27 protein-coding genes are annotated in these 25,896 nt (G+C 64.9%); 22 read left to right on the top strand and 5 right to left on the bottom strand.

Features of this window, described 5'->3' with window-relative positions:
• Positions 1–174: 174 nt before the first annotated feature.
• Together ACFULV_RS28375 and ACFULV_RS28370 are read right to left on the bottom strand one after the other, a co-directional pair.
• The gene (locus ACFULV_RS28375; RefSeq protein WP_378661920.1) at positions 175–1,527 is read right to left on the bottom strand and encodes a serine hydrolase domain-containing protein; all 1,353 of its coding nucleotides are present in this window, start codon (positions 1,525–1,527) and stop codon (positions 175–177) included.
• A gap of 75 nt (positions 1,528–1,602) precedes the next feature.
• Positions 1,603–2,841 (bottom strand): APC family permease, encoded by a 1,239-nt coding sequence (locus tag ACFULV_RS28370; RefSeq protein WP_378661918.1) that lies wholly within the window; start codon positions 2,839–2,841, stop codon positions 1,603–1,605.
• A 762-nt stretch (positions 2,842–3,603) separates the two neighbouring features.
• Between ACFULV_RS28370 and ACFULV_RS28365 the strand changes: the two genes are divergently transcribed.
• Positions 3,604–4,272, top strand: coding sequence for an arsenate reductase ArsC (locus ACFULV_RS28365; RefSeq protein ID WP_378661915.1), 669 nt, complete (start codon positions 3,604–3,606; stop codon positions 4,270–4,272).
• Here ACFULV_RS28365 and atzF read toward each other — a convergent pair.
• Both atzF and ACFULV_RS28355 read right to left on the bottom strand, forming a co-directional pair.
• Positions 4,229–5,926: an allophanate hydrolase gene (gene atzF, locus ACFULV_RS28360; protein ID WP_378661912.1), complete on the bottom strand. Its 1,698-nt coding sequence runs from the start codon at positions 5,924–5,926 to the stop codon at positions 4,229–4,231. The two genes, ACFULV_RS28365 and atzF, sit on opposite strands and share 44 nt — an antisense overlap.
• 10 nt (positions 5,927–5,936) lie before the next feature.
• On the bottom strand, positions 5,937–6,641 hold the full coding sequence (locus tag ACFULV_RS28355) for a GntR family transcriptional regulator (RefSeq protein WP_378661909.1): 705 nt from the start codon (positions 6,639–6,641) through the stop codon (positions 5,937–5,939).
• Positions 6,642–7,429: 788 nt separating this feature from the next.
• Here ACFULV_RS28355 and ACFULV_RS28350 point away from each other — a divergent pair.
• The 4 genes from ACFULV_RS28350 (at position 7,430) to ACFULV_RS28335 (ending at position 12,420) form a co-directional block, all read left to right on the top strand.
• On the top strand, positions 7,430–8,914 hold the full coding sequence (locus ACFULV_RS28350) for a hypothetical protein (RefSeq protein WP_378661906.1): 1,485 nt from the start codon (positions 7,430–7,432) through the stop codon (positions 8,912–8,914).
• Between the two features lie 899 nt (positions 8,915–9,813).
• Positions 9,814–10,536 carry a RusA family crossover junction endodeoxyribonuclease gene (locus ACFULV_RS28345; RefSeq protein ID WP_378661903.1) on the top strand — a complete coding sequence of 241 codons (723 nt, stop codon included), beginning with the start codon at positions 9,814–9,816 and terminating at the stop codon, positions 10,534–10,536.
• A 300-nt stretch (positions 10,537–10,836) separates the two neighbouring features.
• Positions 10,837–11,592: a hypothetical protein gene (locus tag ACFULV_RS28340; RefSeq protein WP_378661901.1), complete on the top strand. Its 756-nt coding sequence runs from the start codon at positions 10,837–10,839 to the stop codon at positions 11,590–11,592.
• A 45-nt stretch (positions 11,593–11,637) separates the two neighbouring features.
• The gene (locus ACFULV_RS28335; protein ID WP_378661899.1) at positions 11,638–12,420 is read left to right on the top strand and encodes a hypothetical protein; all 783 of its coding nucleotides are present in this window, start codon (positions 11,638–11,640) and stop codon (positions 12,418–12,420) included.
• Positions 12,421–12,822: 402 nt separating this feature from the next.
• Here the strand turns inward: ACFULV_RS28335 and ACFULV_RS28330 are convergent, their stop codons facing one another.
• Positions 12,823–13,458, bottom strand: coding sequence for a hypothetical protein (locus tag ACFULV_RS28330; protein WP_378661897.1), 636 nt, complete (start codon positions 13,456–13,458; stop codon positions 12,823–12,825).
• 270 nt (positions 13,459–13,728) lie between these two features.
• Here ACFULV_RS28330 and ACFULV_RS28325 point away from each other — a divergent pair, with 270 nt between their 5' ends.
• From ACFULV_RS28325 to ACFULV_RS28245, 17 genes are all read left to right on the top strand, one after another.
• Positions 13,729–14,247, top strand: coding sequence for a hypothetical protein (locus tag ACFULV_RS28325; protein ID WP_378661894.1), 519 nt, complete (start codon positions 13,729–13,731; stop codon positions 14,245–14,247).
• 240 nt (positions 14,248–14,487) lie between these two features.
• Positions 14,488–15,327, top strand: coding sequence for a hypothetical protein (locus ACFULV_RS28320; protein ID WP_378661892.1), 840 nt, complete (start codon positions 14,488–14,490; stop codon positions 15,325–15,327).
• A 122-nt stretch (positions 15,328–15,449) separates the two neighbouring features.
• Positions 15,450–16,124, top strand: a complete 675-nt coding sequence (locus ACFULV_RS28315; RefSeq protein ID WP_378661890.1) for a GntR family transcriptional regulator — start codon at positions 15,450–15,452, stop codon at positions 16,122–16,124.
• A 173-nt stretch (positions 16,125–16,297) separates the two neighbouring features.
• Positions 16,298–16,507: a DNA-binding protein gene (locus ACFULV_RS28310; RefSeq protein WP_194826262.1), complete on the top strand. Its 210-nt coding sequence runs from the start codon at positions 16,298–16,300 to the stop codon at positions 16,505–16,507.
• A gap of 86 nt (positions 16,508–16,593) precedes the next feature.
• Positions 16,594–16,719: a hypothetical protein gene (locus ACFULV_RS28305; RefSeq protein WP_378661887.1), complete on the top strand. Its 126-nt coding sequence runs from the start codon at positions 16,594–16,596 to the stop codon at positions 16,717–16,719.
• Positions 16,719–16,868: a hypothetical protein gene (locus ACFULV_RS28300; protein ID WP_378661884.1), complete on the top strand. Its 150-nt coding sequence runs from the start codon at positions 16,719–16,721 to the stop codon at positions 16,866–16,868. The genes ACFULV_RS28305 and ACFULV_RS28300 overlap by 1 nt, the downstream gene beginning before the upstream one ends.
• Positions 16,865–17,227, top strand: coding sequence for a hypothetical protein (locus ACFULV_RS28295; protein WP_378661881.1), 363 nt, complete (start codon positions 16,865–16,867; stop codon positions 17,225–17,227). The genes ACFULV_RS28300 and ACFULV_RS28295 overlap by 4 nt, the downstream gene beginning before the upstream one ends.
• Positions 17,228–17,268: 41 nt before the next feature.
• Positions 17,269–17,526: a hypothetical protein gene (locus ACFULV_RS28290; protein WP_378661878.1), complete on the top strand. Its 258-nt coding sequence runs from the start codon at positions 17,269–17,271 to the stop codon at positions 17,524–17,526.
• 31 nt (positions 17,527–17,557) lie between these two features.
• Positions 17,558–18,640 carry a hypothetical protein gene (locus tag ACFULV_RS28285; protein WP_378661876.1) on the top strand — a complete coding sequence of 361 codons (1,083 nt, stop codon included), beginning with the start codon at positions 17,558–17,560 and terminating at the stop codon, positions 18,638–18,640.
• Between the two features lie 104 nt (positions 18,641–18,744).
• On the top strand, positions 18,745–20,637 hold the full coding sequence (locus ACFULV_RS28280) for a hypothetical protein (protein ID WP_378661873.1): 1,893 nt from the start codon (positions 18,745–18,747) through the stop codon (positions 20,635–20,637).
• A gap of 43 nt (positions 20,638–20,680) precedes the next feature.
• Entirely contained in the window at positions 20,681–21,310 is a 630-nt protein-coding gene (locus ACFULV_RS28275; protein WP_378661870.1) for a hypothetical protein, read from the top strand.
• Positions 21,311–21,339: 29 nt separating this feature from the next.
• Positions 21,340–21,726, top strand: coding sequence for a hypothetical protein (locus ACFULV_RS28270; RefSeq protein ID WP_378661867.1), 387 nt, complete (start codon positions 21,340–21,342; stop codon positions 21,724–21,726).
• A 24-nt stretch (positions 21,727–21,750) separates the two neighbouring features.
• Positions 21,751–22,323, top strand: a complete 573-nt coding sequence (locus tag ACFULV_RS28265) for a hypothetical protein (protein WP_378661864.1) — start codon at positions 21,751–21,753, stop codon at positions 22,321–22,323.
• Positions 22,324–22,349: 26 nt separating this feature from the next.
• Positions 22,350–23,876, top strand: a complete 1,527-nt coding sequence (locus tag ACFULV_RS28260) for a hypothetical protein (RefSeq protein ID WP_378661862.1) — start codon at positions 22,350–22,352, stop codon at positions 23,874–23,876.
• A gap of 1 nt (position 23,877) precedes the next feature.
• The gene (locus ACFULV_RS28255) at positions 23,878–24,318 is read left to right on the top strand and encodes a hypothetical protein (protein ID WP_378661859.1); all 441 of its coding nucleotides are present in this window, start codon (positions 23,878–23,880) and stop codon (positions 24,316–24,318) included.
• Position 24,319: 1 nt separating this feature from the next.
• Positions 24,320–24,826, top strand: a complete 507-nt coding sequence (locus tag ACFULV_RS28250) for a hypothetical protein (RefSeq protein ID WP_378661857.1) — start codon at positions 24,320–24,322, stop codon at positions 24,824–24,826.
• Entirely contained in the window at positions 24,826–25,881 is a 1,056-nt protein-coding gene (locus ACFULV_RS28245; protein ID WP_378661855.1) for a toprim domain-containing protein, read from the top strand. Before ACFULV_RS28250 ends, ACFULV_RS28245 begins: the two co-directional genes overlap by 1 nt.
• Positions 25,882–25,896: the final 15 nt, after the last annotated feature.

Here is a 25,896-nt window from a genome sequence, read left to right as displayed (position 1 = left end):
GCTTGCTCCTTCGTCGCCTACGCCCCGGCGGCTAACCGGCGGCCCGGCCGCGACCGGCCACTTCGTGGCCGCCGCTCCCTAGGGGTCGCGGGTGCGGGGCTGGTTGTGTGGTCATGGCGGATCTGGGGTGCACGGTGTGGCTGGGGGTGCTTGTTGGGGTGCGGACCGGGGTGTTCAGCGGAGCGGGCGGATGCCGGGGGTTCGGGGGTCGTTGCCTACGCAGGCGAGGATGGCGCAGCCGGGGGGGATGCTGGCGAACGGGGCGGCCAGGGGTTGGTTGAGGCAGTCGAAGACGGTGCAGCCGGGGTAGGCGCCGGGGCCGATGCCGAAGACGGCCAGCAGGATGTTGGCGTCGATGAGTTTGCCCGCGTCGAATTCCAGTGGGGGCTCGACGTACGGTTCGGCGGTCGGGGCCTTGGTGTCGGTGATGGCGGCGAACAGGCGACGGAAGAACTCGTGGGGCAGCTCTTCGGCGTGGGCGAGGATGCCGCTCGGGCCGTAGGCGGTCTGGTTGCCGAACGGGCCCGTCCACATCACCGTCATGTCCAGGCTCGGCAGGAAGAAGACGTTCTGCAGGCCCAGTCCGGACATGAAAAACGTGTCGGCGGGCAGGAAGTCGGGGGATTCGCTGCAATCGGCGCCCAGCCAGAACAGGTAGCCGTAGCAGCTGTTCGCCGCCGACGGTGTGCGGGCTTCGCGCAGATAGTCCGAGGAGATCACCCGGTCGGCGCCCCAGCGGCCGTCGTTCGAGACGAGCAGGCCGATCTTGGCGAGGTCGTTGGGCGGCAGCAGGAGATGGGCGTAGCCGTAGGTATGGCCGGATCGGTCACTTGCCCAGTAGTAGTCGCTGCGCGGGATGCCGAGCGGGTCGAACAATTCCCGCTGCGCGAACTGCTGTAGCGGTTCGCCGACGGCCAGCTCGATCACGTAGGACAGCAGATCGACATTGCGCTGGCTGTAGCTGAACGTGGTGCCGGGCGGATTGGTCAGCTGCACCGACAGCGCCTGTACCGCCGAGTGCGGGTCGATGGGGATCACCGCGGTGATGCCCTCGGACAGCACTCCCACCTGCATGCCGGAAGTTTCGGTGAGCAGGTTCTCGACGGTGATCGACCGGTGCGCCGCGTCGCCGAGACCGGGCGGCAAGTAGCGGTCGATGGGGGCGGCGATATCGATTCTGCCTTCGTCGGAAGCGATTCCGGCCAGCAACGACACCACCGACTTGGTGACGCTCCAGATGTTCCACGGCGTATTGCCGGTCTCGTCGTTGCGCAGGCCCTCACCGACGAGGCAGTTGTGCCGGAAGATCTGGACGTTGAGCCGGTTGCGGGTGGCCGCGAACTGCAGTGCCGCTTCGAGTTTCGCCGAATCCAGCCCCACCTGTTCGGGCTCGGCGCGCTCCAGGTCGCGACCTGAGGTCACCTCGCAGGTCGTACTCGGCGCGGCGTGGGTCGGAACGGCGAATAGGCACGCCGAGGCCAGCACCGCAGCGATCGTTCCCGCGAAAACGCCCGTGATGTGCCGCATGCGGGCGAGAGTAGTCCGTGCCGCGCACCGTAACCCGTATAGCGTGGCCGCTGAACCCCCTAATCACAGGCATGTTCACTTCCCCGCAACACTGCGAATCCCGTACACCCCCGCGCCGGCCGCGAGCACTCCGAGCCCGGCCAGCACCGACTCGATCGGCAACGCGAACCCGACCACTACACAACCCGCCGCCCCGAGCACCGGAACCCAGCGCCGCGGCCTGCCCTCGGCGGCGGTCAGCGTGGCCGCCGACAGGTTGGCGATCAGGTAGTACGCGAGCACCGCGAACGAGGAGAACCCGATCGCCGCGCGCAGATCCACCGTCGCCGCGAGCACCGCGACCACCACACCCACCGCGAGCTCGGCCCGATGCGGCACTGCGTATTTCGGATGGATCATCGCCAGTGCCCGCGGCAGATGCCCGTCGCGCGCCATCGCCAGTGAGGTCCGCGAGACCCCCAGGATCAACGCCATCAGCGAACCCGCCGCCGCCAGCACCGCCCCCACCCGAACCACCGGCGCCAGCCATCCCGCCCCCGCCGCCTCGACCACCCGCGCGAGCGGATCACGCGCGGCCGCCAGCCCACCCGACCCCAACGTCAGCAACGCGGCCACCGCCACCAGCGCGTACACCGCCAATGCCACTGCCAGCGCCAGCATGATCGCCCGCGGAATGGTCCGCTCCGGCGCACGCACCTCCTCGCCGAGCGTGGCGATCCGCGCGTACCCGGCGAACGCGAAGAACAACAGCCCCGCCGCCTGCAACACCCCGTACGGCCCGATCTCCTTGTCGAGAACCGTTGCCCCCGAATGGCTCCCACCGACCCCCACCACGACAACCGCCGCCAGCACCGCCAGCACCACGCCCACGATCACCCGCGAAGCCAGCGCGGACTTCTGCACTCCCACATAGTTGATCGCCGTCACCACCACCACGGCCCCCACCGCGACCGCGTGCGCCTGCTCAGGCCACGCGTAACTCCCCACCGTCAACGCCATCGCCGCGCACGACGCCGTCTTCCCGACCACGAACCCCCACCCCGCCAGATACCCCCAGAACGGCCCCAGCCGTTCCCGCCCGTACACATACGTCCCCCCGGACACCGGATACAGCGCAGCCAACCGCGCCGACGACATCGCATTGCAATAGGCGATTACCGCGGCCACCCCCAGGGCGACCAGCAACCAGGACCCACCCACCCCCGCCGCAGGGCCCAACGCCGCGAACACCCCGGCCCCCACCATCGCCCCCAACCCCACCACTACTGAATCTCCCAGCCCCAGTTTCCGCCGCAACTGCCCATCCGAAGTCATGGACCCATCCTCGAGCACGCGCGCGTGCCCCGCGACCCGGATACGGCAAACGCCGCCAGGTCGATGAGGGTGACCTGGCGGCGTTCGAGTCGATGGGCCGCCTCGAGGACGGCCCGTCAGGGTGCCGACGCCCCACAAGCGCCTCTCGGCGGGTGGTCGCTCGTAGCGACAAATGGGGTGAGGCCCGGGGCTGTTCGGACGTCGACAGTGAGTCCAACCGCTGCTGCCGGTGAACTATTCCGGCGGCTCGATGTGATCCACACAACGACAGGAGGCAGGTACGGCGTTACGCGTACCTGCCTCGTCTCATGGGTGGGCGAAGGGCCTGATTCCGGGCTCTGTCGTGGACGGTGTCAGGGGATCAGAAGTTGCTGAACCAGTACAGAAGGCTTGCCAGCAACCAGACGATCGCGGTTTCCATGGTCGATCTCCTTGCGTCGGTACTTCTATCATCGCCGAAAACCCGACTTCGCCGACAAGTTGTTCTTAAGAAGCTCTAGAGACCGACACCGCATTGTTGCTTCAGACACCGGAACAACCGGGTCCGATCGGTCTCGAGGGGTGATCGGTCGGACCCGGCGGTGCAGACCAGAAGGTGGCTCTTCCAGACGCTGAAGACGCACTGCCGACGGTAACCACACCGACGGGCTGGGCCGAACATGTTCCACGTTGTGTCGGTGAGTACGCGTGCCGGGCCGGTCGATCGAGGGGTGATCGGCCCGGGCGTTTGCGTATGGGACGGATTCGGGTAAGTGTTGAGGGGTGGTCGAAATTGCCGAGCACTCCGACGCGCTCGACCGTGCCGAGGCGCGGCTGCGCGAAGAATTCGCGACGATGTTCGAGCTGGAAACGATCCATCGTTTCCTGCACTCCTCCTACGAGAATTTCGCTACTCGGGCGACGGTGACCCTGTACCTACCGCTGCTGGCCGAGCGGTTCGGGCGCCAACGGTTGCAGGCGCTGGCCAAGATCGAGGGCAAGGTGGCTCGGCCGCGCCCGACGGTGCTGTTCCTGTGTACGCACAACGCGGGCCGGTCGCAGATGGCGCTCGGATTCTTCGAAGAGCTGGCGCTGGGGCGGGCGGTGGCCTGGTCGGGCGGGTCGGTGCCGAGTGGGCAGCTCAATCCGGCCGCGGTGGCGGTGATGGCCGAGGTCGGCGTCGACATCTCGCGCGAGTATCCGAAACCGTGGACCGATGAGATCATCCGCGCCGCCGACGTGATCGTCACGATGGGTTGCGGCGATACCTGTCCGCTGGTGCCGGGGGTGCGCTACGAGGAGTGGATCATCGACGATCCGGCCGGCCTCGAGACCGAGCAGGTGCGCCCCATCCGCGACGACATCGGCCATCGCGTGACGGGCCTGCTCGCCGAGCTCGGCATCGACGTCACCGATCCCGTAGATACGCCACCCAGCTCCCGTAGCGCGTGATGTCGGTGGCGGCGACGGCGGCGTCGTAGCTGCACGCGAAGCCGACCACCGCGCGTCCGTCGGAGAGATCGATACTGGTCAGGGCCATCGGCGGCGGTAGTTCGGCGAGGAATCGGCCGAGGCCCGCGGGGGAGACGAGGAACAGTTCGCCGAGGATCGGTGCGCCCTGTCCCGCACCGTGGCGGACCAGTCCGGGTTTGGCCGGGGTGGTGTCGAGGGCGGTCAGGCGATAGGCGTCGGAGGTGGTGATCTCGCCTGCGAAGCGGGCGCCGAGCTGTTCGAGCTGCCAGTGCAGCGGTTGGCCGCGCAGGTGGGCGCCGAACACGGCAAGGGGCACACCGGTTTCCACGAGAAGCGGCGCCGGGGTGCCGATGACGCGCGCGGCGAGGTCGACCGCCGACTGGTCGGCGAACGCGGGGACCACGACTGTCACGCCGAACGGCAGGCCATCGGCGGTCGGCTTGCCGGGGATCGCGACGGCGGCGAGGTCGAGGAGGTTGCAGAAGTTCGTGTAGGTGCCGAGCCGGCGGTTGATCGCGAGCGGGTCGGCTTCGACTTCGGCGATCGACGGGTGTTCGGTGGTGGTGGGGAGTAGGAGTCCGTCGAAGCCGGTGAGCAGCGTAGTCGCGGTGGTGCGGGCTCGGGCCAGGGCATCCAGGTCCTGCGCGAACGCGTGTGCGTCGAGTTCTCGTGCGGCACTGATTATTCCGTCGACGGAGCGGTCGAGACCCGGTGCGCCCTTGTCGACGAACTCGCCGACCGCCGCGTACCGCTCGGCGACTATCGCGCCGTCGTAGAGCAGGCGGGCAGCGTCGAGAAGTGGCGAGATGTCGATTTCGGTGAGGCGCAAGCCTTGATCACGCAGGGCCGCGACAGTTTCCGTGAACGCCGTTCGATAAGCCGGGCTCAGCGGTTCGAGGTCTTCGGGCCGGGGGATGGCGATCGCGGGCTCGGCGGAGGCCGCGAGGCGGACGTCGGCGGGCCATTCGCGGCTGCGTGGGTCGCGAGAGTCCTTGCCCGCCATCGTCTTCGCGGCGGTGACCGCCAGGTCCAGGTCGGCGGCGAAAATGGTGACCGCGTCATAGTCGGCGCAGGCGGGGACGACGCCATGGGCGGGGATCACACCGAGCGTGGCCTTGATGCCGACGATTCCGTGCAGTGCGGCAGGTACGCGTCCCGAACCCGCCGTGTCGGTGCCGATGGCGAGGTCGGCGATGCCGAGCGCGACCGCCGCCGCGGAGCCGGAACTCGAACCGCCGGAGATCAATTCGGGATGAAGGGCATTGCGGACGGCGCCGTATGGGCTGCGCGTGCCGACGAGCCCGGTGGCGAACTGGTCGAGGTTGGTCTTGCCCAGCACCAGCGCGCCCGCCGCGACCAGCCGCTGCACCGAAGACGCAGTTTCCGTTGCCTCGTAAGCGAATTCAGGACAGGCGGCGGTGGTGGGCAAGCCGGCCACGTCGACGTTGTCCTTCACCGCGAGGAGCAACCCCGCCAGCGGCAGCTGCTCGCCCGCGGCGACGCGGCGTTCCAGATCGACGGCTTCGGCCGTCAGCACCTCCTGGGAGCGCAGCGTGATCCAGACCTCGGGCCGATCCACCTCGGCGATTCGTGCGTAGGCGGCGGCGACCCGTGCGGTCGGGGTGGCAGACATAAACGCTCCTCTATTCACTCAGCGACATGGCGGCGACAGCACGCGAGATCCGCTCGAGCACCACATCCAGCGAATCGCCGATGTGGGTGTGCAAGAGCTGCTGGGCCAGTGTGAGATCACCGGCGAGGACGGCGTCGAGAATGCCGAGGTGCTCGCTGATCGTGGTCTCGATGCGGTTGTTGATCATGAAGTCATACATGCGGACATGCCGGATCCGGGAGTTCACCGCCACCAGGGCGCGCACCATCTCGGCATTGCCCGCCGCGGTCAGCAGGGCGACATGGAATTCCTCGTCGACGACGACGAAACCCGGCTCCTGGGCGGGCGGGTCGGCCTGCAGAACCAGCCACTTCTGCCGCTCGGCGCGGAGCAGGGCGGTGTCGTGGGTGATCCGCGGATCTGCCCGCACCCGCGTCATCCCGCCCAGTTCCAGGGTCAGCCGCAACTCGTAGAGATCGCGAATTCGCGCCACACTCGGCCGCACCGGACTGAACCCGAACTCCTCGCGCTGCAACAGCCCGTCCGAGCAGAGCATGGTGAGTGCCTCCCGAACCGGCGTGCGGGAGATGCCGAATCTGGCCGACAGTTTGGGTTCGGTGAGCCGCTCCCCGAACCGGATGTCCCCGTTCATCAACTCCCCCCGCAACGTCGAGTACACGACGTCGCGCAACGGCCTTCCCGAGCCCTCGGCCGGTGCATCCACCCTTGTCGACATGGGTGTATACGCTATCGACCGCGAATTTCTATCAAGTGACAGAAAGTAAGCGCCACGTTATCCCTTGCTCACACCGAAACCCTCACCATCCGCAGCCTCGCGAGGGGAGAACTTCTCAACCAACCTCGAACACGCAGGCAACCCCACCCGCCATGGACACGCCCACACTCGAACCACGAGCCCGCCGCCGCGCTCCCGCTCCGCTCACCCCGGAAGGGCGACCCCCATGAGCCCCATCATCCTGGCCCTCATCCTCGGCCTGATCTTCCTCACGGCCATCACCATCTGCTGGCCGAACCCCCTCGACCGCGAATCCCCACAGACAAGCGAAGAGCCCCTGACCAGTGAACTGATCAGGGGCTCTTCTGTGTCTCAACCAACACGTCGGGGTGACAGGATTTGAACCTGCGACCTCTTCGTCCCGAACTATGGCGTTCTGTAAAACCCCAGTTCAGGGCAATTTTTATCTTCGTTGGTGGCGTTGGCTGACCAGCGGTTTTGATGTTGGTGGCGTTGGTTGTCACCAGGGGTACTCGATGGTGCTGCGTACCGATTGCGTACCGCGATCGCTCGTAGCTGAGCCCTGATGATCGACCAGGGCACGATCCTGATGGGTGGGAACCGGCACGAGCGGTACGCCGCGCAAAACGGTGGCTCCCGCCGCGGAGTGAAATTTCTGGGAGTCCGAGGATGTTCCGCAGTGGGCTAAAAATATTCCATTCTCGTCCGGCGGCACGTACCATATCGCAGTTGAGAGCGCTCAAAGTACGTCGAACGAGGGGATAGTTGTGAAGCTGCTGGCAATTGACTACCAGTGGTCATTTGACCCTGCGGACTACACGGATTTCGAAGGAATTACCAGTTGTTACGACTATGATGTTGTCATTTGGGACCCAGCGCACTCGTTGGGCAATTTCAACAGCTTCGAATATTTCATAAATGGTGGCCGGGCGCTTGATGCCGAGCAGGGGGAGCAGCTTCTCAAGGCGGCGAATAGGAGAAAAAGAGAGTTTAAAGATTTTCTGGATATGGGACGAACGCTTTTTGTTATAGCGAGAAGTCCAAGCTCGGTCTCGTATCAGACAGGTAAAACTGAACAGTCGGGTACGGGAAAAAACGCACTCACAATTGCGCACACGGAAACTTTCCGTCTTTCGTCGGTTATGCCAATTCCGGTACTGAGTCTTGAGCAAGTTTCGGGGAAGAACTTCGATGTGGTCGGAGATGGGGTATTCCAACAGTTTCTCAGGAAGTTTCTGCCGGAATTTTGCTACGAGGCGTCCGTATTTGCTATGGACGGAAGTGTTATTGCGCGAATTCCGGGAACTGAAAGGATACTGAGCGTATCCATAAAAGGTGGTGCCGGCGGGCAGGTAGTATTCCTTCCGGTTCCATCCTTCGCCGGGTCTGCAGTTGAGCGCGATTGGCTGGAACTCGTTGATGTTGAGGATGGCAAAGACGTTGAGGGCGAGAGCGAGGGTGGCGAAGCTACCCGTATCTCCAATCTGGCCCATGAGTTCCAGCTCGGTCTGATTGAGTGCGCATCAAGACTGTCTAGTGTCACAGAACCGCAGCCCGATTGGGTGCAGCAGATACGCTTGATTGGTGAAACTGAAGTCTTGGACGAAGTGGAGTCGAACGAGAAGCAGATCGCAGAGATTCAGGCTGAAGTTTTGACGTTGCGTGAGCGGCTTCGTGAAATCGAACACCTAAAGGACTTGGTATCTGGCACTGGTCGCGCACTTGAATTGGCAGTAAAAGAGGTTCTTGAGGTTCTCGGTGGCCGCGTAGAGGAGCCGGAGCCGGGACGCGACGACTGGATCGTGCACTTCCCTGAAGGTGTCGCGGTCGTGGAGGTTAAGGGCTTAGGGAAGTCGGCAGGCGAGAAGAATGCAACTCAATTGGAGAAATGGGTTCTGGGATATCACGACCGGAAAGGCGTATTTCCAAAAGGGATACTTGTTATCAACGCTTGGCGCAATCTAGCTCTTCCTGATCGGACAGAGAAGGCATTTCCGGACCAGATGTTGCCCTATGCTACACGGTCTCAGCACTGTCTAATCACCGGCGCTCAGATGCTGGCATTGCACCAGGAGATTGTTCGTCGGCCGGAGGAAGCATTAGAACTTCGAAAATTGCTGCTGGCTACCTCTGGAGTATTTCCTAAATTTGCAGATGCGCAGTTTGGTTTGCCGGTAGAAGTTGACGTGGAACACGTAATTGACCCTGATGGTGGGCAGCCATCGTCCGGGAGTGCGGACGGCAGCACCTAGGTCGCCAGACGCTCTGACTGTCAATGATCTGCGTTTCAAAGACCCGCCGGCCCCGTGCTGGCGGGCATTTGTATGCGCGGAACACCTCGCCTGGACCATCTCTCTGCTACCTGTGTTCGAGATGCCGCCAGCATCGCCGCTGCCGAACTTCCGCTAAGCCAGCTGCCGCAAGCTACTCGCGACAAGTATGTCGCCGTGTCCAAAGTGCGGCTCGCTCGATCGTATCGTTCGCGTCACCGAGGCACGAAGCCGCTGAGAGATCACACCCGCTGAAGTTCAGCGAGCTGTCGGGACTGAGCCGGGACAAAGCCGGGACTTAGCCGGGACACTGCCGGGACTTGGTGAGTCCCGGCGAAGTCCCGGCAGTGTCCCGGCAATACCCCATCTGAGCTGCGGTGTTTTGTGCCGCCTTCCTCCCTCCCTGGATATCACTCTCTCGCTTCGCTGAGAGAGTGATATCCAGGGAGGGAGGAAAACAACACAAAACATAGAAGAAGAGAAGGGAGAAAGAGAATTAGAGAAGAAGAGAGAGTGAGAAGAGAGGAAGGAAGACCATAAGAGAAGGGGGCCGGGTTGGGAGCGTGGCTGGGCTAAGGAGCGCCCGTTGCGTTCTCGACGTAGTCGGGGGCGATTGTGTCAGGGTGAGCGGCTGCGGTTCGGGACGCGCGAGCGGTGCCAGATAGATCGGATGCGCGGCGCGGATGCCGACGCGGTAGCGCGCGGGGCGGACTAGTGGAGCACACCGTCGGCCACGATGTGATAAGGGACCACAACGATGGGTTCGGCTCAGCCAGGAGCTGCGGGGTAGCTGGTGGTGGCAGTCGATGTAGATCGGCGGATTCCGCGAAGCCCGCCGACGTGCGGTATCGCCGCATCGATTGGCAGCCCATCATGTACGCATGCACATCATCGATCAGCGTCTTCAGCGACTTCCGAAGATTTCGATGCCGGACGATCGCATGGAGGTAGTTTGGAGCCACTACGAGGCAGTGACAGGGGATCGTGTAGCCAGGCCCCCAACCGAGGTCGAGCGGCAAAAAGTGCATGGCTGGCTTCGTGGGCTTCAAGGTTCTGACGACCCGCCGATGTTTTTTACCAAGCGTTCACATCTAGAGAGCCCTGTGTCGCTGAGCCCTCTGGAGAAGGCTTCACGCCTGGCTCAGCATTGGTGTACGGCATGCGAGCCGGTGATGGATTCATATGGCGTCTACGAGATGTACGTGTCCTTCCCGATCCAAGTTGGTCCGTGGTCGGCGCAAAGTGACTACAAGCGGAACGCGGTGATCAAGGCCGCGGTTGCCGCTGAGCTGAGTCAGCGCACGACGTTCAGTGGTCCACCCAGTGCTCGTCCCATGTGTGTCGGCATCACCGCTCTAGTGCCGCGGTCGGCCGCGCGAAAGGATGTTGACAATCTCGCGAAGGGTTTGCTCGACAGCCTGAACGCTGTCGTCTATGTCGACGACCGGCAGATCCAGTGCTTGACGAGTCGCCGCATCGAGTACTGCGGCGTCACAGGGCTGTATCTAGTCGCCGCACGCGCTGTCCGCGCGTGGGAAGAAGACGTTGCGTGGGACAGCCCTGACCCACCCATCGTGGTCTCAGGATCGCGGATCGTCGTTTAGCTGGATCACAGAGTCGGTATATGCATCGGCGGACTGTGGATGGTGGTGCTGCAGGCAAGACATACGTGCGTCCGTTGATACCCGCCGATCCGGACACGAGGCACTACGCCACTATCAACCGACCCGTTCCAAGACAGTGCCAGTTTGGGCAGAAGCGAGCGGACTCCGTTCAAGGCCAATTGCGTAGTAGGTTCGAGTCGAATCGCGCATATGTTCGATCGTTCACACTCGTAGTTGGGCACGTGGCAGGTCGATGTATGGCGCCGAAACCTGTCGGCGACCACCTCTATGCTCGCACGTATGAGTCCTGTTTCCGGCGCCAACGTCGGATCGCCGGAGACCAATGTTGTTCGCGTCGAAGATGGAGTGAGCGTGGGGTTCAGCGTAACGGTCGCAGTTCGCAATTATCTTGCGGTACAGCATCTTTGGTCGGCGCTACGGTCTGCTCGCATGTGCGACGAGCGCGAATCGGAGCTAGTCGCGGCCGGCGAGATCAACGTGGATCTCGGGCACCGCGCTGATGCTATCAATGCGGTCCTGTCGGCCGTGGCCTTCCTGGAGGCGTTCGTCAACGAGACCTTCTCTGACGCCGCCGAGCCGGATGGCAGCAATTATCGTACCGACGGGCTCAGCACCGCCGTGGTCGAGCAGATGGCCCAGTTCTGGACGGGCGGAGCGGTTCCTGTCGAGCGCGGTATGCCCGTGCTGCGTAAGTACCAACTCGCGCTGCTGTGCGCGGGCAAGCCGCCGCTCGATACGGGTAGCGGCCCTGGGCAAGCGGTCGGCGTTCTTATCGAACTGCGCAATGCCCTGGTGCACTTCATGCCGAAAACTCAGGACGTTGCGTCGGCGCACAAGTTGGAGAAAGACCTGAAACCTCGCATCACGCCGAACCGGCAGACCATCGGTGCACCGTGGTATCCGAACAGTGCGCTTGCGGCAGGCTGCGCCCGATGGGCGTGCGAGACTGCTATGGAGCTGGTCGACGAGTGGCAGAAGCGGATGGGTCTGGTGTACGACTACCAGAAGAGTCTCCACGATATGCAGACCCCGTAGCAGTTGATCGATACGAAACCGCGCGTGAACTGCGAGAATCTGTTGATGACTCTTCACACCTACGCGGTTTTCGATCGTTTGCTGATGTGTATGTCGGATAGCCTCACGACTTATAAAAACAGCCGGAACCAGCGGCTGGACACGATAAAGACGGTGACCTATCCCTTGGACTCTGCGACCTGGGCTCCGGGCCAGCTCGCGGCGGCCGTGATGACCCAAGAACGCGCTACATTCGGGGATACGATCGAGGCGTGCCAGATCGTTTACGAGGCTTTGGCGGGCCAATCCTTTCACACGATCAAGGAGGTCGGTGTCACGGTCTGGCAGGCGTTCAGAGAACACATGATGGCCACTTGCCCATCGTGTGAGCGCGCCGCCGCCAGTTACCAGCCGCAGCCGGAGGAACTGCCGGTAGATCTGCAGGAACTTGAGATCGGCTGCGATGAAGGGCACGAACTCGAGGTTCATGTTGTAGGTATCGAGGGACCGTCTGCGACTCCGAAGCGCTACGCCCGCCGCTGGGCTCCACCACCGGACCTTGTCTTCGACGTGCAGTGCCTGCCGGACCGGACAGCATTTCGCTCAGGGTTCCTCGTCCGGGGCCGTCAGTATGAAAGAGAGTCGATCACCGCGGATGTAACGCAACCGTTCGAGCGCAGCGCCGCGTTCGAACAAATGCAGCATTGGTTCTACAACACCGCGAAGAGTTCAAAGTTCGGCTTGACCAAGAGCGTCGGTGGGGCGATCCGGACCGTCATTATCGACCCGACGGCTGGCCTCGCTAGGCTTCCGCACTGGACTCTGGAGACGTACGGCGAGCGATCCTGAGTGGATCGGGGACCGGGGACCAACACTGCTCTGGGTATCAGCAGCTGTCGCTGATCGCGGTTTCCGAAGCGGACACTGTGGGCCTACTGCGGTCTCGAATTGCATTTCAAAGCAATGGTATTGCAGCTACTGCGGTGGCATCCACCGGGCTCGACGCTGGCATCCGCGCAAACGGTTGGTCGAACGGTGGGTGGTTAGTCGAGTCCTTGCGCCGGGGCACCCGTGGGTTCAGTGGTAGCCGGCGGCCCGGAGTCATGACATCACCTCGACGAGCGACCAGCCTGGCCCGAATCGATGCTTCTTCGGATAGAACCGCAGCGCGGCTGCTCGTAAAGAGATGGGCGACAAGGAAGCGGTGGCCGTCCTCGGTTGCCCGTATAGGAGACCTGCGGGGCGACGCCGCTACGCGAAGTCTGCCAGCACAGCGTCGACGAACTGCTCGAAGTGACGAATCGCGAAGTCTGTGAACTGTTTGGTGGCGTCCTCGGGAGTCACAAGCGCACCACCGATTGGGTATCTTGTGCGCCCTGGTTCTGAGCCGACCACCGATGTGCTGGGCATGTCCCTGTGAACCATGCGGTTCCGTACCTCCTTCAGTTCCGAGTAGGTGGGGTCGGCTATCACGGCCCGTGCCCAAGAATCGAGGTTGGTAGGGAGTGCGGTACCTACTGGTTGCCGTTCGATCAGCTTCCGGAGTTGCTGGAAGTCGATCTCGTAGCGGCCGGGGTCTCCCACGACGAGTCTGTAGGCGGCGGCAGCGCACAAGTCTACGCAGGTCACCGCTGAGGCGGCGGCGTAGCTTATGGGTGCCAGTGACAACGTGTCGAACTGTTGGTTGGCAACACGTTCTTGCATCTGGGCGTGGCCGTCAGGCTGGCCGCCCCAGTCCGCCAACCCCGCAGCAATAAGCGCGAACCCAACGTGGTGAGCACTCGCAGCCACCAGTCCAAAGGCTGACTGGGCTTGCGGGTTGCTGTGCAGGGGCGCGTGGTTCGTCAGTCGATTGGAAAGGGCGAGATACTTCGTATTGATTGTCATCGGCAACTCTCTGGAACATGTATCGAACAGATTGGACCTGGCCCTGTTCTATGCGTCGATTCCGGTGGAGCGGCGGGTCGCCTGTCGACCAGGATGCGTGGTTTGGGTGACGGGAACGGTGGACATTGCTACGCAGGTTTGGTGTGATCCCAGATTGTGGAAGAACGAAATACTTCGCTCAGCACCGTTGACGCGAACAGGCTGAAGAAGTGGGGCTCCGCATGGCTGGATCTTGTGCACGCCTGCCAAGCACTGCATGCACTCCAGAATATGCCCAAATCCGCCGAGTATGTGTTCGCTCGCCGGTCGCTCTGGGAATCGGCTGTGATCAGTTACGGGCGAGTGGGTCAAGGTGATAAGCGGAGGAAGATCGATTTGGACGCGCTGTTCGAGGCGTGCGGGGACCCCGAGGTGTCCGCCCTGCATGACGAGATCCAGAACTGGCGCCATGGCCATGTCGGACATCGCAATGGGCGAGAGTTCGAAAGTGTGGAGGTTCTGCTTGGCCGCGATGCTCTGCCGGTCCCTACAGCTCTACGAATCGTCATCGGGACCGCTGTGGGCCCGGTCCAACACGACGACCTGATGGAGCGGTTTGCGGCGCATGCACTCCTCCTCCGGAACACGATATGGGAGAAGTTCATGCTGCCGTTAGCTGTCAAGCTAGTCGGTGACGCACAGCGACGTGAGCCCATTGGCGACGATGTTGCGCTCCCGGTTGAGTTCACTCCGGACAGATTTGTGGCTACGCTAGACCTGTGGAGGCGGCCAAGCCATCCGCACAAGTGAGAACCAATAGATTATGTAAAATTGCTCCGTTTTCAGCAGGGGCTTTGCAGGTCAGCACAGCGCCGAAAGTGTTTGATCTCATAACCTAAGGCTGGTCAAGCGATCCCGCGCAGTGGTCCACACGGACGATTCGCCAGTGCTTTCCGCCGCTGGTGGTCGGCCCATGCTCTGATTCGCGAATTCGTCGCCACTGCAACACGTTCGAGAGTCTCGCGAGCGTCCAGCGGGCACAATGATGTCATGACCGCCTTCACGCTGTCCCCGGATCGTCGCGACCAACTGGCCACGCTTCTCGCGGATGAGGCGAGGTTGCAGGCCGAGTATCCGAAAGTTGCCGAGTACCTCGACACCGCAGCCAGCTTGGCAGGCAGTGCGGACCCTGAGCAGGACCGATTGCTAGACCTTCGGATGCTTCACTTCCTTGCTGGAGGCGAGAGCGCGAACCCGTACTGGGAGATTGTCGAGCCGCTGGTCGGCTCCAGGCCTGACGGCCGGCGCCGGATTCCGGGGGATGCTGAGAAGGGTAGCGGCCGACTCGGGTACGCGCAGACAGTTCTTCAGGAGACCTACGCGTATGCGGTCCCGTCGCCAGGCACACTTGACTGGATCGAGCGGATCGTAGGTGGCCGCGGGCTGTGTGAGGTCGGCGCGGGGCGAGGCTATTGGGCGGCAATGCTCGCGGCCAACGGGCTGAACGTCGTGGCATTCGATTCGGAACCGCCACAGCTCACCGCCAACCCGTCGTTCCCCGGTGCGCCGGGGCGGCGAGATGCGTGGCACCAGGTGGACGGACTCGAGCAACTTGCCGAGGGGTGGGAGCTCCGAGCGCTGGGTGACCGGGTGCTCTTCCTGTGCTGGCCCCCAGGGTGGGAAGACCCGATGTCGGCGCAGACGCTGAACAACTACGTGGCCGCCGGGGGTAATCGTGTGATCTACATCGGCGAGCCGAAGGGCGGGAAGACTGGTTCGAATCAGTTCTTTGATCAGCTCTCCGCTGATTGGGTTCTCGACACCTGTGACGAATCGTTCGTGTCTTGGTGGAACCTCGACGACGTAGCCCAGTGCTGGAGCCTGCGCTAACGGCATGACGCCTCGGACGCCACGGACGGCATGCCGCCGCTGGTGTGTCGTTCCTATTGGCGTACATTCTCTGCGTATACGCAGGCCGTTCGCCTGCGGTTTCTAACCGAGAGGGGTGCTCGATGCCAGAACCGAAGTACGTGGCCATCGCGAACAAGTACGCCGCCGATATCCGGACGGGTGCGATCCCGCCGAATGTCTGGCTCCCCAGTCACGCCGAGATTGCCCGCGAGCACGGGGTGTCCGAGATTGTTGCCCGGCAGGCGATCGGCCAGCTGCGGCGAAAGGGGCTTGTGACGACCGTTGAAAGGCGGGGGACGCTGGTTCTTGCGCAGCGGGATGACACCCGACTCTCCCCGGAACGGCAGACGGAGAGCCCTGAGACCACCTACAAAACTGAGGCGACCGCAGATGTCGAGGTAGTCGTCGACCGCACCGTCACCGAGGTTTCTGCAAGCGAGGCGCTCGCCGACGAGTTCGGCCTCGACGTTGGCGCGCCGCTGGTGCACGAGCTTGTTCGCGCATCCGAGGACGGGCGGCCGATTTCGATCTCGGACACCTATCACCTGCCGAATCAGTCGCCGCCGGAGGCGGACATCCTCGAAGAGGAGCTGTCCGAGCGCGTGCCGCCTGATGCGCATGCGGAGTGGCTCGGGATACCGGTCGGTGAGCCGCTCATGATGGTCAAGCAGCGGTTCCTGACGTCGGCCGACAAGCTGCTCATGACGTCTGACGTGTCCTACATACCGGGGCGGTACCGCACTTTTTCCTTCCGGATGGTTCTGCCCCGCGAGTGATGCGGAGCCGGCGCTTGCTGTCGTGACTCGCTGTCAATAGCCCTGATCAGTCTTCTGATCAGGGCTTTTTGCTGTCCATTCCACTTTGCGTATACGCAATGCTTGAGCGTATACGCAGTTGCGTATACGCTCCTGTGTATACACAAGCCGCATACGTGGAAGGAGCTGCATAGATGAACACAGGGGATAGCTCGAAGGGGCCCGTTCTGATCGGGCTTCGGGATGCTGGGGTGCTCGCTGGCGGAGTGCATCCGACCACCGTTCGCCGGTGGGTCAAGTCGGGTCTTCTGCAGGCATTTCTTGTCGGGCCGCGGCTGATCAAGGTCGACCGCGACGAGGTTCTGGCGCTCAAGCGCCCGCTCATCGAGGGCGGTGCGAAGTGAGCGCGCCGGTTCGAATCAAGCGGAGCATCGCCGGCGCGGTAGGCGCAGACGGCAGTGACCGCCCGATCAAACGGAAGTCGCGGACCGTGACCACGGCGCCCGACGTCTCCGACTACCTCGACGAAATCGTCGACCAGGCCCCGCCGATGTCCGCCCAGGCTCACGCCAAGCTCGCAGCGCTGCTGGGGCGTTCGGCACGGAGGGCAGCCTGATGCGCGCCAAGACAGTCCTGACCGCCGTCGCGCTGGTGTCCGTGGGCTACACGGTCCTGGCCGCGCCGGATGTCTTCGGGTTCGTGCTGATGGTCGTCGGTGCTGTGTGGTTCTGGCGCGCGACGAAGCGAGCAGGGATGCGGCGATGAGCACCAATCATCAGGAGCCGATCCACGATCCGATCGACCTGCTCGACGAGCTGGACTCGATCACTCGCGCCCAGGACATGCTGCGGCATCGCATGGCCGCTCTCGCTGCGCGATACCGGACGTTGGAGTCGGTGCGCGATCGGTTCGATCATCCCGCGGCCGCAGACGCGCCCTACTCAACCGAGTACGGCCACCTCAACGCGCAGTTCTCGGTTGAGTACCTCGACTGGGCATCTGGCTACGCGGATTCGGCAGTGAAGACGCTCGGATCAGCCCGGACCAGAGCGGCGCGGATTCGCGAGAAGAGCGGGCAGGCGCAGGCCGAGGCTCCTGCGATCGACAGGCGGCGGTCGCGGTGAGCGGCGGGATGTTCCGGGCGCCCCGTGAGGACCGCAATGCAGTGGGGCGTAGTGCCGGTCAGTCGATGGCTCGGCCGGAGTTCATGGGGATCGGCGAGGTCTATCGCCCGCTGAATCTGCTACCGCCTGTTCTGCGTCTGGTCGTGCTGGCCGGGCTGGTCGTAGTCGGGATGTACGGCTGCACCGTCGCCTGGGTCGACCACCAGGGCAAGCAGCCCTCGCTGAACATCTGCCGCACCGCTGACGAGAACGTGCGCGTCGCGCAGGTCGAACCGTGCCCGGTCAGTTCACGGCCGTGAACAGCCATTCCAGGCCAGGGAAGGAGCGAACATGAAGATCGACCACAAGCAGAAAACGGCCCGATGGGCGGCGCTGGAAGTCGAAGCGCGCGACGAAATCATTGCCGGACTGCGTGATTCGGGCCTGACCTACCGCGACATCTCCCGTCTGCTCGGTGTCCGTGCTCGTCGTGTCGAGGCCACCCTCGGCGAGATCGACGCGTTGCACAGCCGCGGGCTGAGCATGGCCGAGATCAGCGCCCGTGTCGGGTTGCCGCGCAGCACCGCCCAGGCGCTGGTCGGTACCGGTCGCCGGTCGACCGGTCGCAAGACCGCGGTGCTCGCGGCGTTGTCGCAGATGCACGGCATGCAGGTCGACACCCTGGGCTGGTTCCTGGGCATGGAACGCAACCACGTGTACGCGCTGGTCGCCGACCTGGTCCGGGCCAGCGACGTGCACGAACTCAAGCAGGTCCAGCCCGGCGAGAAGTGGGTGGTACCGACCCGGATCACCGCAGCGCGGTATCTGGGGTGGCGTCCGCCGGAGTGGCAGCCGCCGTTGATGTTCGCCGAGCACTACCGCGCCGTCGCTCAGGCCCGGGTGATGTTGGTCGGTTCGGACCCGAAGTTGTGGGTGTCGGAGCGCACCTTGCGTCACCGCGTGCAGGGCGAGACCCAGCCGGGCCCGCGCAAGCCGGCGACCCCGATTTCGAGCGGACGTGACCCGAAGCTGGGTCGCCCGCACATCCACGACGGCCGGTTCCTCGGTGTCGTGGAAGGGACCCACGGTTGGTGGGCCCTTGAGGTCGAGCTGTCGAAGAAGCAGCCCGAAGCAATGGATATCGCGTTGCGGGGTGCGATCCGGGCCGCCCGGGACAGTGACACCGAACCGATGGTCGGGGTGCTCTACCTGTGCCGAACGGCATCGGTCTACGACAACGTGACCGCGGCATCGGAGCGGTTGCCCGCCGCGGAGTTCTCCGGTCTGGCCCTGGATCTGGTCGTCGATGACTTCGACGCCTATTGGTCGCGCTGGCTCAAGCGCTACGCCGACCTGCGCGAGGCCAAGAAAGCAGCGAGCCCGAATCGGTTGCGCAGCACCATCATTCATCTCTCTCAGCAGGAAGCATCATGACGTGCACACCTCTCATCACCCCGGCTGACTGCGCACCAGTCAAAGCCCCAGTCATCATCACCGCATCCCCGACAACGACCCCTGCGATCAATCCAGGCGCACCGATGCCCGAGATCGCCTCGACCGCGCCGCCGGTCGAGGTCGGTGGGCACGACCTGCCTGATCTGCCGATGCCCGACTTCGCTGCCCTGGCCCACACCGCGGGGACGTCGGCGGTGATCGCATTCGTCGTGATCGCGATGCTGCTGTTCATCGTCGCGGTCGCCACAGCGTGGCCCCTCGACCCGCACCGGTTGCGCAACTTCGCCGTCGCGTCGCTGCTGTTGCCGCTGTCGTCGGTGATAGCCGGCGGCGCCTGGTCGACACCGTGGACGCTGCTGTGGACCGGTGCCGAAGCGCTTGTCGCGGGGGACTTCTCCGGGCTTGTGCCGATGCTGGCCGTGGCCGGTCCTGCGGCGATGTTGCTCGCGACGTTGTGGTGGGCGAAGTTCCTGGTCCAGAACGCCAGCGTCGGACAGAAGTCCCTTGCCCGCACCGAGCGGATCAAGTCCGCGATGGACAACCGCCGCAGCCAGGCCGCGGCACGGGCGGCGAAGTTGGGTGCCCCGTACAGCACCGGTGATTCGATCGTGCTCGGTGTGCTGTCCGAGCACGTCAGCGCCGAGCCGGGCGGGTTCTGGCGCAGCCTCACCGCGCGGCACATGCAGTGGCTGACCATCCCGCACGCGGATGTGAAGCGGCACATGGGCATCATCGCGACCACCGGCGCGGGCAAAACCACCCTGCTCGAACGTCACCTGGTGTCGATCCTGACCACGGAGTGGAAAGCCTGGCAGCGCTGGCGCGACGTGCCTGGCATGCGGGGACGTCACCCGCGGCCGTTGATCGTGATGATCGCCTGCAAGGGCGGCGAAGACGACCGCGTCCTCGGCGAAACCATCCGCTCCGACGCCCTCGCGATGGGGATCGAGGACGCGCGGATCGCATTGGTCCCCTCGCGGGATCGCCTCGATATCTGGGACATGCCCGCCCGTGACCTGCGGGGCGTGCTGATGGACCTCATGGTCGGCGGCGAATCCACGACCAGCGAGGGCCAGCACTTCGACGAGATGCGCAAACGCATCGTGACCCTGGTCGTCGATGCCCCGGTCGGGCCACCGCGCTCGTCGCAGGAGTTCCTGGCGCGTCTGGATGCGCAGACCATCGTCGATGCGTGGGGCGGTTCCCCGGATGTGGTGCGCCAGGTCGAGGCGCTGCAGGCGGAGAAGGTCCCGCAGCTCGACGACGCGCTGATCAAGATGTCGAACCTGTTCTCGATGCTGGAAGACCACAACGGAAACGGTGTGTTCGACGGCGGCAAGAACCTCGACGACCTCGACATCCTCTACGTGACCGTGCCGGGCATGGACCCCGACGCCGGGCGCGCCCAGGTCGCCGCGATCATCCGCATGGTCATGCAGCGGGCCGGGCGCACCGCCAAAGACCAGCGGCGCAGCGTCTCGCTGATCATCGACGAACTCTCCGCGGTCGCCACCCAATCCCAGGCGATCGGTTTGGAGAACGTCGCCGAGCGTGGCCGCTCCCAGGGTGTGGCGTTGACGTTCGCGGCGCAGTCCCAAGAAGGCGTCGCCCGTGATCAGTGGTCGCTGAACCGGTTGCTCAAGGCGTGCGCCGGTGGGCTGATCCTCGGTTACTCCGAGAACGCCGGTGATGTGTGCAAGCACTTCGGCTCGATCCGTAGCGCGATGCCGTCGCGGCACCTGGTCAAAGGCCAGCGCCACGGTGACGAGGGATCGGTGTCCTACGGCGAGAAATGGCTGGTCGACCCCGACCGGGTCCGCCAGATGGCCACCGGCGAAATCGTGCACGCCAAGGCCGGACACGCCTACTACGGCCGCGTCGTGCCGGTCGACCGCACCGAACTCAAGCCCCTTCCAGGCACACGCGCCGCCGACACCGCGGCGCCGATCGAACCCGAACCCGTCGCCGCCGTCTGACGCCGCGACCCACCCACTTCTCCCCAGAAAGGCCACCTTTGTCATGCGCATCATTCGCGGTAACTCCGACAACAACGACGACAACGAGCACAACCACGAGAACGGCCGGAACGCGAAGCCGGCGTCGGAGTCCGACGCAGCGCGCATGGCCGAGGCGCTCGTCGATGAGACCGAGGCGTGGCTCGCCGCGTTCACCGACACCACCCCGACCGAACCGCAGCCGGAGCCGGAGCCGAAATCGGTTGCCCGACTGGTCAAGTCGTTCAGCAACGAGCAGGTGCCGCCGGTGCCGGTCGAGGACGAGAACCTGATTCCCGCGCTTCGCCCGCAGCCTGACCAGCCCGCAGCCCCGATCGGGCGCAAGGTGCCGCGGTGGGTACGGACCGCGGTGCCGGGCTCTGTCGTTGTGGTCGCTCTCGCCGTCGTGTCGACCCACGGACAGCCCGAAGTCGTGGCTATCCCGGTCGACATCTACGCCGGTTGCTGGGTCGGGTTCCTGTTCTGGAACGCCGCCCACCGTCCGCCGCTGCGCGATGTCGCCGCCGCCACGGTCTCTGCCGCGATCGGCCTGGTCGCTGCCGTGCTGAGCCTGTTCGCCCACGGAATCCGCGTCCTGGTCACCGGTATCGGTCACCGCCGAGGCCGGTTCGAAACCGCACGCACTGCCCACTGAAAACCCACCCCAAGAAAGGAACTCCCGCGATGCCCGAGAACGCGAACGAACCGATCCTGCCGATCCCGTCTGATCTGGACAAGCGGATCTGGCAAGCCCGCGCGGCACTCGACGCGCTGCGTCACCAGATCCAGACCCTGCACGAGCGCTACGGCGAGCTGCACGAGTCGCCGGAATCGCTGCGTACCGACAACCTCGGCAACCCGATGGAACCGAGCGAGGCGACCAGCGCGGCGCAGATGTGGTTGGCCTCCACCAGCCGCGCGCTGTCGGCCGCCGAGGACGGGCTGCGCCGCGCCAACTCCTACACCACCCGGCTGTCGCTGACCGAGCAAGCCAGCGAGGAACGCCAGGACCGCGTCGATGCCCGCGCCCTCTATGCAGGCCAGCGCAGCCCGGTCGAACGCACCCGCTGAAACCCACCACAAAGGAGAAATCTGATGAACCGCAACGACATTCGACCCGCAGTCATCGGCATCGCTAGCGGTGTCGCGACCATTGCCGCACTGATCGCCTGCCTGGAATACGACCCGCTGAACGCCATGGCCGACCGGTTGGCGCGCCTCAACCTCACTGCGGCCGAACGCGCCGAGCTTGCCCGCGCTGACCAGGCCGCCGCCGAGCGAGCCCGTCAGGCCAGCCAGACGCACAAGCAGAACCAGGTCAGGCAAGCCGAACGCGACGCCCATGACATCGCCGGATTCAACCCGGCCCTGCTGAGCACCCCGAATCTGGTCGACGCACCGGCAGAGCTGGCTTTCGCGCAGCTCGCCGAGGAGATCGTCCACACCGAGCACGCCTTGCGCCACACGCTCACCTCGCCGAACGCGGCCGCAGGCCACCGCCGGCACAAGGCGGCCCTGGACTGCGAATGGGGCCACCGGGACTCCTTCGATGCCCGGATCGCGCGCTCTCGTGCCGAGTGGCTTCGCCACCGCATCGCGACGGAAAAGGTCACCGCTGCCCGCACCGCGCCGTGGCCGCAGCTGCCCGCCGTGGCCCCCTACGTCTGACCCACCACAACAAGAAGGAGAACACCATGTCCGAACGTCCCGTCGAAGACGAAATCATCGACCAGGCCCGCCATTTCGGTCGTGCGCTGATGTCGATGGCATCCCAGCACGGCCGGGCTGTGTCCTGGATCGAGCAGCGTCGTATCCGCAAGGAGATCAGCCTCGCGTTGCGTCAGCAGCGCCGCGCCGAGTTCCTGGAACGGCAGATGCAGAAGGTCAACACCGAGAGTTCCGTGGAGCGCTACCGTGCCCACGCTCAGGCCGTCACGCAGCGCGCCAACGACCCGGCCGTGGACCACGACCGCCGCGCCCGCGACCAGATCGCCCTGCGCTCACACGCCGCCGACCTCCAGGCCGCGGTGCTCAACGGTCGCAGCCTGACCCCGGTCGAGCAGGGCATCGCGCTGGACGGAATCGACGCTGTGACAGCATTTCCCGGACACCGACCCAAGCGGGCGATGTTCGCCGGTGCGAACCGGGTCAAAGGCATCGACGCCCTGCGTTACCGCGCGACCGTGGCCCGCACCCGCGCCGCGTTGCCCCAGCAGGTCGCCGAGCTGACCGAACAGCGACGCCAGGCCGACGCGGCACGCCGCCCGCAGAAGCCGGCGGCGCCGGTCCGGGACGCGACCCCGCAGGAGCGAGAGGCCGCGGTGCAGCAGTTGCGCCGGGCACAGCTCGATTGGGACGTCAACGCCCCGACCGCCGACCGCGCCGATCTCAACGCCTACGACCGGCAGGTGCAGGCAGCGACGAACAACGCTGTCGAGGTCGGGGTATCAGCGGAACGGATCGCCTACGAACGCGCCCACGCGGTCGAGAACAGCAAGTACACCGCCAGCGTGTACTCGCTGCGACCGGGCGGGGACCAGGCCCAGGTCATCCAGACCGTGCACCCGACCGGCCGCGAGGCCGCCGAGTGGACTCACCGCACCGTCCGCTCGACGAACTGGGTGCCCCAGGTCGCACTCAAAGCCGTCATCCACGAACGCGGCGTCGAAGCCCCCGCCCGCGTCGCCGACGGGACCTACGAGCAGGTCAGCGCCCGGACCGCCGAATGGACGCCGACGCGCAAGCGCCCCACCACAACGCAGGAATCTGCCCAGCCGGCCACCCCGGTGAGCACGGACGAAGACCGGTTGGCCGAGGTCGAAAAGCAGCTCAAGGCCATGGCCCAAGACCGTGACCGGTTGATGTCGAAGGTGTCGATGCTGCAGCGCGGCATGGACTCGGTCACCGCGGACCGCGACGAGATCCGCACCAAGCTCACCGCCGCCGAAGGCCGGATCGAGTCGCTGACCAACCGCAACACCCGCCTGGCCGCCGAGATCGACGAAGTCCGCCGCGACCAGCCCGACATCGAGGACCTGCGCGCCGAGCGCGACCAGTACAAGACCCAACGCGACCGGGCCATCGACCGGTTGACCCAGCAGACCGCAGCAGCGCGCGAACGGCCCGGCGGTCCCGAGCGGGTCGCCGCCGAGACCAACCAGACCCAGCCCATGCCCAGCCCGATCACCAACGGCCACAACGGAATCGAAAGGAGTCGCTGACATGCAGCGCGAACACGAAGAGGCCATGCGTGCGGACTTCGACCGCCACGCCGATCTTTCCGACCAGATGGAAACAGGGGTCACCCACCCCGACAGCACGATGACCGACGAGCAGATCCTCGCCATCGACGCCCAGCAGCAGGAGCTGGAACAGCGCTGGGCCGGAGGCCCGCATGCCGAGCACTGGCAGTACCTGTCCGACGCCCATGACGACTGGCGGCAGGCCCCGGACACGATGCGCCGGATGCACGAGAACATCGCGCACAACGACGGCTGCTTCGTCACCGATATCGAGTCCCGCAGCCAGGACCAGGCCGCCAGTCTCTATGCCCGGACCTGCGAGCGCCGCGAGGCAGTGCAGAGCGAAATCCGCACCCGCCGCGAGGCGACCAAGAAGACCCGCCCCCAGCGCGCCCGGGGCACGGCCGAGCGGAGCCGTTGAGATGGACTACAACACCGAAGAGATCATGCGCGAACACTTCGCCCGCGTAGTCGAGCTCAACCAGCAGATCCGCGATGGCGCCGGACCCGACATCGGTCACAACGTCGAATACGGGCGTGAGATGGCCGCATGTGAACGCAACGGGTTCGTCAACGCCTGGTCCAGCGGCCCGCACGCCGAACGCTGGGACACCTTGCGCGGCGCGCACAAAGCGTTCGAGCTGGTGCCCGACGCGATGGTCGCGGTCTACGGCGACATCACAGCCAAACGCAACGTCCATGGTCTGGATCCCGTCGACCAGCGCAGTGTCATTCAGGCCGCTGAATTGCGCGGCCGCAACAACCCTGACCTGCGCCAGGCACTCCTCACCTCGATGGCCGCGCGGTCCGTGAACAACCGGGACAGGGCCCTGCAGGATTCCCTCAAGTGGTTCGCCGCTGAGGGGGATTTCCGCGACGTAATGCGGAGTCGACAGGTCGAGCGGCGCAATATCGAGCGAGGCCGGTGATGGACCCGCAGCCCGGTACCGCGGGGCAGTCCTGGCAGCGGATCGTCGAGGCCCTGGAGCGTCACCACCTGGGCCCGGCGAAAGGACCGGGGACGCCACAGGCGTGGAACCGGTACCTGTGCCCGGTCCACGAGGGCGACGGCAAACACCACACCCCGAGTTTGGGTGTGCGGTATGACCCGCGCCAGGCCAAGACGATCGTGCGGTGCTTCTCCGGAACACGCTGCGACGACGCCGAGGTGTTGGGGCGGATCGGGCTGCGGGTGCGAGACATGTTCGACCGGTTGCCAGAGCGAGCTCGTAACGGGCACAACCACTCCGGTAACCGGTCGACCAGCACGCAGCCGGCGCGCACGCCCCGGCAGGTGTTCAGCCGCGCTGAGCAAGCGATCTTGGCCGCCCGGTTCGAGTTCCCGAACAAACCTGACCTCGGCGCGCAGACCGGGCAGCCGGAGACGGAAGCGACCTATGTCTACAAGTGGCCCAATGGGCGCGTCGAAGGCGCGGTGATCCGGCGCCGGACGCAGCACGAGCACGGGTACGCAAAGTCGTTCTACCAGCGGCACTGGACCGGAACCGAGTGGGAGAACACTGGTTTCGCCCCCCTGCCGTGGCACCTCGACGACGTGAGGGAAGCTCTCGATACCGGGCGCGAACTCTACGTCTGCGAAGGCGAGAAGGACGTCCAGCGGGCACGGCAGGCCGGAGAACTGGCGACCTGCAACGCGATGGGTGCGGGGAAGTGGACCGCCGAGCACGCCCGATGGTTGCGCGGCGCCGGTCGCGTGATTGTGGTCGCTGACCGTGACAAGCCCGGCTACCGGCACGCCGGTCAGGTCGCCGAGAGCCTCTACGGCCAGGTCGGGGAAGTCCGGGTGCTGCAGGCCCGCGCGGGCAAGGACCTGTCGGACCACTTCGACGCCGGTCACACCCTCGACGAACTCGAACCCGTCCGCTACCTCGACCGGCCGGGCTTCCAGCAGCAACGCCAGACCGGATCGGTCGAGAACCGCGGCCGCGAGCCGTCGCGGGTCGACCGCCGACTCAGCCGCTAACCACCAACCACCAGA

This window comes from Nocardia sp. NPDC057272, from assembly GCF_042668615.1.
In the GTDB taxonomy this organism is placed as follows: Bacteria; Actinomycetota; Actinomycetes; order Mycobacteriales; family Mycobacteriaceae; genus Nocardia.
This window is presented reverse-complemented; position numbering and strand designations above follow the sequence as displayed.